Here is a 6,981-nt window from a genome sequence, read left to right on the forward strand (position 1 = left end):
AAAAGCGCTTCACGCCGCGGTGAAGCGTTTCTGCTTTGGCGCGACTGGTTCGTCAGCGGGCGACGATCAGGCCCTTGCTGGTGACGACCACCCAATGGCCGTCCTGCCGGCGGATCGCGTCGATCCGACCGAGGCCGGGGATATAGTCGCCGGCATAGACCTCATACAATCCGCGGCGGTTCTGGATCAGCGCACCGCCATAGCCGATATCCGCAAGCCTCCAGCCTTCGACGGTCGGCAGGCGCCCGACCTCCGGCTTCGGCAACGCGGCCGCAACGGCGGGGGCCGGCGTCGCCGTGGCGACGGCCTGCGGCGGCGTCACCGAGCCGGTGACTTCCCTCGCTGCGGCAGGCACAGCAGCAGCCGGAGCCGCGGCAGCAGGAGCCGGCGAGCCGCGGAGCTTGTCGACGGCTTCCGTCAGCTTGGCGAGTTTCGCGGCGGGCTCAGCCTGCGCCTTCTCGATCTTGTCGAGGCGATCATTGGTCTTGTTGAACTGGCTGACGCCGAGCTTGGACGTGCGCTCGAGGCCGGCCTTGAGCGCCAGTACGTCGGCATCGATGCGGGCGACGGACGCTTCCAGCGCGCTCGTCGACGGCGTTGTCGCCGCGGCATCGGCCACATGAGCAAAGCCGGAACTTGCGAGCGCACCGCCGATCGCGCCGGCAATCGTCGCCAGCGCCAGCATTGCCGCCATGGCTCCGAAGCCGCGCTTGGGCGCAGCGGGCGCAGACGGCGCAGCTTCACCGCGGGCTTCGGACTTCGCCTCGGTGTTCGCCGCATGGTGATAGTGCCAGGCGCGGTCGCTCGGGGCCATGATCATGAGCCTGCGAGGCGCGCGCGCCGCTTCGACATTCGGCCTTTCCACCCTGGGCGCTTCCGCCTTGAGCGCATCGGGCTTCAGGATGTCAGGCTTGGGCGGCGCCTCATGGTCCGGCGAGATCGCGGGCGATTCCAGGACGCTCATCGCAAGGTCGGCGGCCTTCTCGCTCATAGTCTCCGAGGATGGGTGCAGGATTGAACCGGCGCCGACGGAACCGGTCGAGCCTTGAGCTTCCGCCGAGGCCTGGATCTCTGGCGAGGCCTGGGTCTCTGGCGAGGCCTGGGTCTCTTCAGCCTGTTGTTCGCTCACGTTGCAATTCTCCAGAATGAATTGACCATTTGGTAACTTTCATTGCTTGCCAATTCGTTACCGACGGGTCTTAAGCCGCCGCCCTTACCGAAATTTTAGGAACTTTTCAGGGGCATTTTTTGGTCCCGATCACGGCACCGGAAGGGCATGGCGCGGCGGCCCGACCCGATGCTGCCCTGCGGTAAGGGGCTAACGGGCATCGAGGCTGCCGTTTCCGTGGCGTCATTTCCCGATTATCATACCCTCCACGGACGAGGTCGGGGGCCGGCATGGCCATCGAGAAGTGCATCAACGAGTACGGCGTCGGCGACGTCATCTTCGAGGAAGGATCGACCGGGCGCGAGCTCTTTGTCGTGCTCGACGGCGAGGTCGAGATCGCCAAGGTCAATGGCGACCGCAAGACCGTGATCATCACGCTTGGCAAGGGCGAGTTTTTCGGCGAGATGGCCGTGATCGACGGCTCGTCGCGTTCCGCGACCGCCATTGCCGCTTCCAGCAATACCCGCGTGATGCGGATCAACCACGCCCGTTTCGTGTACCTGGTCAGCCAGCAGCCGGCCTTTGCGCTGATGATCATGGATGCGCTGAGCAAGCGCCTGCGCGTTTCCAACGATCGCACCTTCAAGACGGCGGGGAGCATATGAGTGACCGCCGCCCGTCTCCGTTCAAGACCCTGCTCGACGGCGACGTCGCGACTCTGATCCAGGCCGCCCCCGACGTCTATCAGGTGCGTTTCAAGAACCGCGCCGCCAACGCCTATGTCGTGATCGGCTCCAAGCGCACGGTCATGATCGACGTCGGGCTCTCGTCCAACTACCCGCACCTCCTCACCTGCCTGAAGCATATCGGCATCACGCCCGAGAGGATCGACATGGTGGTGCTCTCCCACGAGCATCTCGATCACATCGGCGCGGCCTATCATTTCGAGGGGCGCACCTATATCGCCGCGCATCGGCTCGCCGCCAACAAGATCATGCTGCGCGACGACTTTTCGATGCTGCGCAAGATGTTCAACGAGCCGAACGTGCCGATCAACATCGACGTCTGGCTCGAAGAGGGCAACGTGATCGACCTCGGCAACTTCCGCCTCGACGTGCTCTACACGCCCGGTCACACCTCGGCCTGCATGACGCTGTTCGATGCCGAGAAGGGTTTGCTGTTTGCCGCCGACACGTTGATGCCCGGCGGCGTGATGGGGGGCGTGTTCGGCTCGGGCTCGATTGCCGACTACATCCAGTCGCTGGAGAAGCTGAAGAAGCTGAACTCGAAGATCCTGCTGTCGGGCCACGGCCGGCTCTCCGACACGCCGCAGGAGGATGTGCGGATCGCGATCCAGCGCTCGCACGCCCTGTTGTCGGACACCGCGCAGCTCTTCGATGCACTCGATGCACGCTCGAATTTCGAGCCGATCATGCAGTCGGTGCGCGACCTCAACAAGCTGGATGATTAGTTGACCGTCATTGCGAGCCAACGGGTCCGCGCGAAGCGCGGCCCGATGACAGGCTCCGCGAGGCAATCCATGCTTCCGCTCGGGCGATGTGGATTGCTTCGTCGCTTCGCTCCTCGCAATGACGCCGGCATTTGACAAACGACGCGGCTGCCTATTGATAGACAGCAACCAGATACGGAGGGGGAGGAACACATCATGAAACTCTACGATTCGATCGGACCCAACCCGCGCATCGTCCGCATCTTCATGGCGGAGAAGGGCATCGACATGGAGAAGCAGACCGTCGACCTGCGCGGCGGCGAGAATCGGCAGGAGGCGCATCTGAAGCGCAACCCGCACGGCCAGATGCCGACACTGCAGCTCGACGACGGAAGTTACCTCTCGGAGATCACGGCGATCTGCGAATATCTGGAGGAGAAGAAGCCATCGCCCGCGATGATCGGCGCAACAGCGGAAGAGCGCGCCGAATGCCGGATGTGGACGCGACGCGTCGATCTCAACATCGCCGAACCTCTGGCCAACGGCTATCGCTACGGCGAAGCGCTGAAGTTCTTCGAGAAGCGTATTCCGGTCGCGCCCGACGCCTCGCCGGGGCTGAAGATGGTCGCGGCCAACCGCCTGAAATGGCTGAACGGCCAGATGGCCGACGGACGGGAATGGCTTTGCGGCGGGCGTTTCACGCTCGCCGATATCCTGCTCTATTGCTGGGTCGATTTTGGCAACCAGGTCGGCCAGCCGCTCGATCCCGCCAACACCAACATCGCGGCATGGTTTGCGCGTGTTGGCGCGCGGCCGAGCGTGAAGGCGTAATGTCGCTCTATGTCGTGTAAGGTGGGCAAAGGCGCACTTGCGCCGTGCCCACCGTCTCGCGATGGCGATTCCGTGAATGGTGGGCACGCGGAGCCTGTCATCGGGCCGCGCGTTCGCGCGGACCCGTTGGCTTTTGCCCAGCCTACGTTTCTTCGCAACAACTTCATTTTGTGGTTATGGGTCCCCGGCTCGCGCGGAGCCTGTCATCGGGCCGCGCTTCGCGCGGAGCCGTTGGCTTGGCCGGGACGACAGAGTGTGGCGACAACGACCGACCGATGCCACGCAGCATCGCGCTTGCGCGGCTGGCGCTGTAGTCGAGCAGCCAGCGCGCGAACGCGGCGGGCGCCAGCGCCGGCGCGTACAGAAATCCCTGGAGGACGTCGCAGCCGAGCTCGGCGAGCAATTGCCGCTGTCCCTCGGTCTCGACGCCTTCGGCGACGACCGTGAGGTTCAGGCTTTGGCCGACGCGCACGACGGTGGTGACGAGCGCCCGCGCCGTCGGCTCGCTCTCGACGTCGCGCATGAAGCTTTGGTCGATCTTGATCTCGCGGATCGGCAGAAGCGCAAGCCGGCTGAGGCTCGAATAACCCGTGCCGAAGTCGTCGAGCGACAGCCCGGCTCCGAGCTTGCGAAGGGCGTCCATCGTCTCGATCGCGATCGCGCGCTCGTTCAGGAACACGCCTTCGGTGACCTCGAGCATGAGCATGTCCGGCGGCAGGCCATGCTCGTCGAGAGTTGCGGCAACGGCCGCCGCGAGGTCCGGCTTCTGGAAATTGATCGGAGACAAGTTGACCGACATGCAGGGGATATCGAGACCGGCTTTGCGCCACTCCGCCATCTGCTTGCAGGCTTCACGGACCGACCATAGACCGATCTGCTCGATCAGCCCGCATTCCTCAGCAAGCGGGATGAACTTTGCGGGCGATACTTCGCCGAGCACGGGGTCGTGCCAGCGTGCCAGCGCCTCGACGCCATGAATGGCGCCGTCGATCGTCCTGATCTGCGGCTGATAGTGCAGGCTCAGGCCGTCATTTGCGATCGCCATGCGCAACGCCGCGCTGTAGGCGAGCCGCTGCTCGGCGAGCCTGTTCATATCGGCAGAAAAGAAGCGGTAGGTGGAACGACCCGCCTGCTTGGCCTTGTACATGGCCGCATCGGCCTGCTGGATCAGGGTATCGATGTCGGTCGTGTTGTCGGGATAAAGGCTGATGCCGAGGCTCGCGGACATCGACACCTGCCTGGTTCCGATCCTGAGTGGCGGGACAAGCGCTTCGATGATCCTTGATGCCGCCGACGAGGCCTCCGCGGCGTCGCGGTTCGGCAGCACGATCACGAACTCGTCGCCGCCAAGGCGGCCCAGCACGTCGCCCGGCTGAATCAGCGCGCGCAGGCGCTGGGCGAATTCGACCAGCAGCTCGTCGCCGGCCGAATGTCCGAGCGAATCGTTGACGTCCTTGAAATTGTCGACGTCGAGAAACGTCAGCGCGACGTGTTGGCCGTCCGCACAGGCCTCGACCGCGTCCTGGATCAGATGCCGCAAGCGCGCCCGGTTTGGCAGCCCCGTCAGCATGTCATGGTAGGCGAGCCGCGCGATCTGGGCCTGCGCTTCCTTGCGCTCGATCGCCAGCGCCCCGAGATGAACACAAGCCGCAACAATGCGCTCATGCCAGCGCGAAGGCGGACGGCATTCCCTGAAGTAGAATGCGAACGTCCCGATCACGCGGCCATCCTTGGCCTTGATCGGCGAGGACCAGCACGCGCGCAAGCCTGCCTCGAGCGGCCTCTTCTTGTAGGGCTGCCAGCGCGGATCGGTGTCGATATCGATCGCGAGCACCGGCTCGCCGTAGTGAGCGGCGGATCCGCAGGAACCGACGTCGGGACCGATCGCGACGCCGTCGAGCGAGCGGGAGTAATCATCCGGGAGGCTCGGCCCGCCGAGCGGGTGAACCAGTCCGCCGGCGTCGATGTGAAGCAGCGAGGAAACCACGTCGGGCGCGATCTCCTCGACACGCCGGCAAAGCTGATCGGCGATGTCCGTGATCGGGATTTCATCGGCCAGCGCCGTCATGATCAACTGCTGCAGCGACCACAATTGCCGGGTCTCGGTGATATCGGTGAGCAGCGCGAGCATGTACTTGACCCGGCCGCGGGCGTTGCGGAGCGCCTTGACGTGGGCCGAGAGCCATATCTCGTCGCCGTTCTTGTCGTAGACCAGGATGTCCTCGTCGCGGCCGCTTTCGCTGGCAACGCACCGTAGCAGTCGTTTCAGCACCCCTCGGTCCGTATGGCGCCCCGCCAGCAGTTCATAAGCCTTTCGCCCCTGCGCTTCCTCTGTCGTGTGGCCGAACATGTCAGCGAAGGCGGCGTTGGCGTAGACGATCCTCAAGTTGCGATCGGTGACGATCACGGCACGGCTGGTCTCGTCGGCGATCATGACAGACAGTGCGAACCGCTCCTTGAGCTCCCGCTCCGACGTGATGTCGCGCAGGACCGCGATTGTCCGGCGCAATCCGCCAGCCTCGACGTCCGAGAACGACAATGCTGCGCGGATACGGCCGCCGTCGGGCCGTTTGATCGTGATCTCGGAGATGCCGGTCTGGTGCAGGTCTTTGAAACCGAGACGCTCCGCATGGAGGCCGAGGACCTCAGCACGGTCGAGCCCCCAGATCTGTTCGGCCGCCGCGTTGAAATGGCTGACATGATGATCCCGATCCAGGATCACGACGGCATCATTCGTCCGCTCGAGTGCTGCGAGCAGGAGGTCCGGACTCTCAACCGCGGGGGCGTCGTGCGCTCGCATTGTTCAATCCTGATGCCTGATGCGCCTGGCGGCACCATGCTCGCGAAAAGCGTAGGGTTCGAACGGTGTCAAAACGGTGTAGGGCCGGATGCGAGGAGACGGAAAGATGTTATCGTTAAGGATTGGTGAAGCCGCCGCCAGGAGGGAACACATGACTTCGCGTTCCCGCGGCATGAAATGCCCGAGTCCTGCTGGAGCGATCACCCTCTTGAAGTCAGAGGGCGCAGGGAATGCCGGATGCAGGCCGCACCCGCGAGCCTTGCGTGCAAAAGAAAGTGCACTTACGCACGCAAGCAACAACAGGGCAGCCGGAACAACCGGCATTCCCTGCGCGATGGTTTACGGCTTATACGCGATCTCCCCGGTGTGCCGGGCTTGTTAGCCACCGTCGCTTCGCGAACATCAATTCGCAAAGCTTGACCCCAGCGTCGGGGGGCCAGGACCACGCGATTTCGCTCGTCCGCGAAAGCCGCCGCTCGCCAAGCAGCACCGTCCGCGTCCATCGCATCCTGAAACCGACGTCCGTGGCGATGCGCGGTCGCCCCTCTGAATGGAATCAGGACGGCGCGGAAGATAGGACTGATCCTGCTTCCGATAAAGCGAAATATTTTTCGAGCATGGGCTTGACACGATTTCGGAAAATCAGCCCGACGAGGCTGGGCAAGAACTTGCGATCAGCCCAGTTGAGCCAGCTGTTGAGGACGACCGGCGAGCAGAAGCGTGCAGTAAGTCCAGAATGCGCTCAGAGCGGTCCAAGTGGAGTTTAGGCGAGCTGCGAGGCCGCACGGATGC

General features: G+C 63.9%; 5 protein-coding genes. 3 read left to right on the forward strand and 2 right to left on the reverse strand.

All coding sequences use genetic code 11. The features are described from left to right. Window positions 1-52: 52 nt before the first annotated feature. Window positions 53-991 (reverse strand): hypothetical protein, encoded by a 939-nt coding sequence (locus tag VKR55_RS13555; RefSeq protein WP_414642363.1) that lies wholly within the window; start codon window positions 989-991, stop codon window positions 53-55. Window positions 992-1,398: 407 nt separating this feature from the next. Here VKR55_RS13555 and VKR55_RS13560 point away from each other — a divergent pair, with 407 nt between their 5' ends. The 3 genes from VKR55_RS13560 (at window position 1,399) to VKR55_RS13570 (ending at window position 3,389) form a co-directional block, all read left to right on the forward strand. Next, window positions 1,399-1,773 carry a Crp/Fnr family transcriptional regulator gene (locus tag VKR55_RS13560; RefSeq protein WP_324404015.1) on the forward strand — a complete coding sequence of 125 codons (375 nt, stop codon included), beginning with the start codon at window positions 1,399-1,401 and terminating at the stop codon, window positions 1,771-1,773. Next, on the forward strand, window positions 1,770-2,579 hold the full coding sequence (locus tag VKR55_RS13565; protein WP_324404017.1) for an MBL fold metallo-hydrolase: 810 nt from the start codon (window positions 1,770-1,772) through the stop codon (window positions 2,577-2,579). Before VKR55_RS13560 ends, VKR55_RS13565 begins: the two co-directional genes overlap by 4 nt. 195 nt (window positions 2,580-2,774) lie before the next feature. Continuing rightward, window positions 2,775-3,389: a glutathione S-transferase family protein gene (locus VKR55_RS13570; protein ID WP_324404019.1), complete on the forward strand. Its 615-nt coding sequence runs from the start codon at window positions 2,775-2,777 to the stop codon at window positions 3,387-3,389. Between the two features lie 163 nt (window positions 3,390-3,552). Here VKR55_RS13570 and VKR55_RS13575 read toward each other — a convergent pair whose 3' ends face one another. Then, a complete protein-coding gene (locus tag VKR55_RS13575) occupies window positions 3,553-6,189 on the reverse strand; it encodes an EAL domain-containing protein (RefSeq protein ID WP_324404022.1) in 2,637 nt (878 codons plus the stop codon). Window positions 6,190-6,981 lie beyond the last annotated feature (792 nt).

Source organism: Bradyrhizobium sp. (assembly GCF_035309285.1).
Lineage (GTDB): Bacteria > Pseudomonadota > Alphaproteobacteria > Rhizobiales > Xanthobacteraceae > Bradyrhizobium.

What these genes read in the sequence shown, in the direction of transcription:
- VKR55_RS13575 (WP_324404022.1), bottom strand. Translation starts at nt 6,189, where the DNA reads ATGCGAGCGCACGACGCCCCCGCGGTTGAGAGTCCGGACCTCCTGCTC.
- VKR55_RS13570 (WP_324404019.1), top strand. Translation starts at nt 2,775, where the DNA reads ATGAAACTCTACGATTCGATCGGACCCAACCCGCGCATCGTCCGCATC.
- VKR55_RS13555 (WP_414642363.1), bottom strand. Translation starts at nt 991, where the DNA reads ATGAGCGAGAAGGCCGCCGACCTTGCGATGAGCGTCCTGGAATCGCCC.
- VKR55_RS13560 (WP_324404015.1), top strand. Translation starts at nt 1,399, where the DNA reads ATGGCCATCGAGAAGTGCATCAACGAGTACGGCGTCGGCGACGTCATC.
- VKR55_RS13565 (WP_324404017.1), top strand. Translation starts at nt 1,770, where the DNA reads ATGAGTGACCGCCGCCCGTCTCCGTTCAAGACCCTGCTCGACGGCGAC.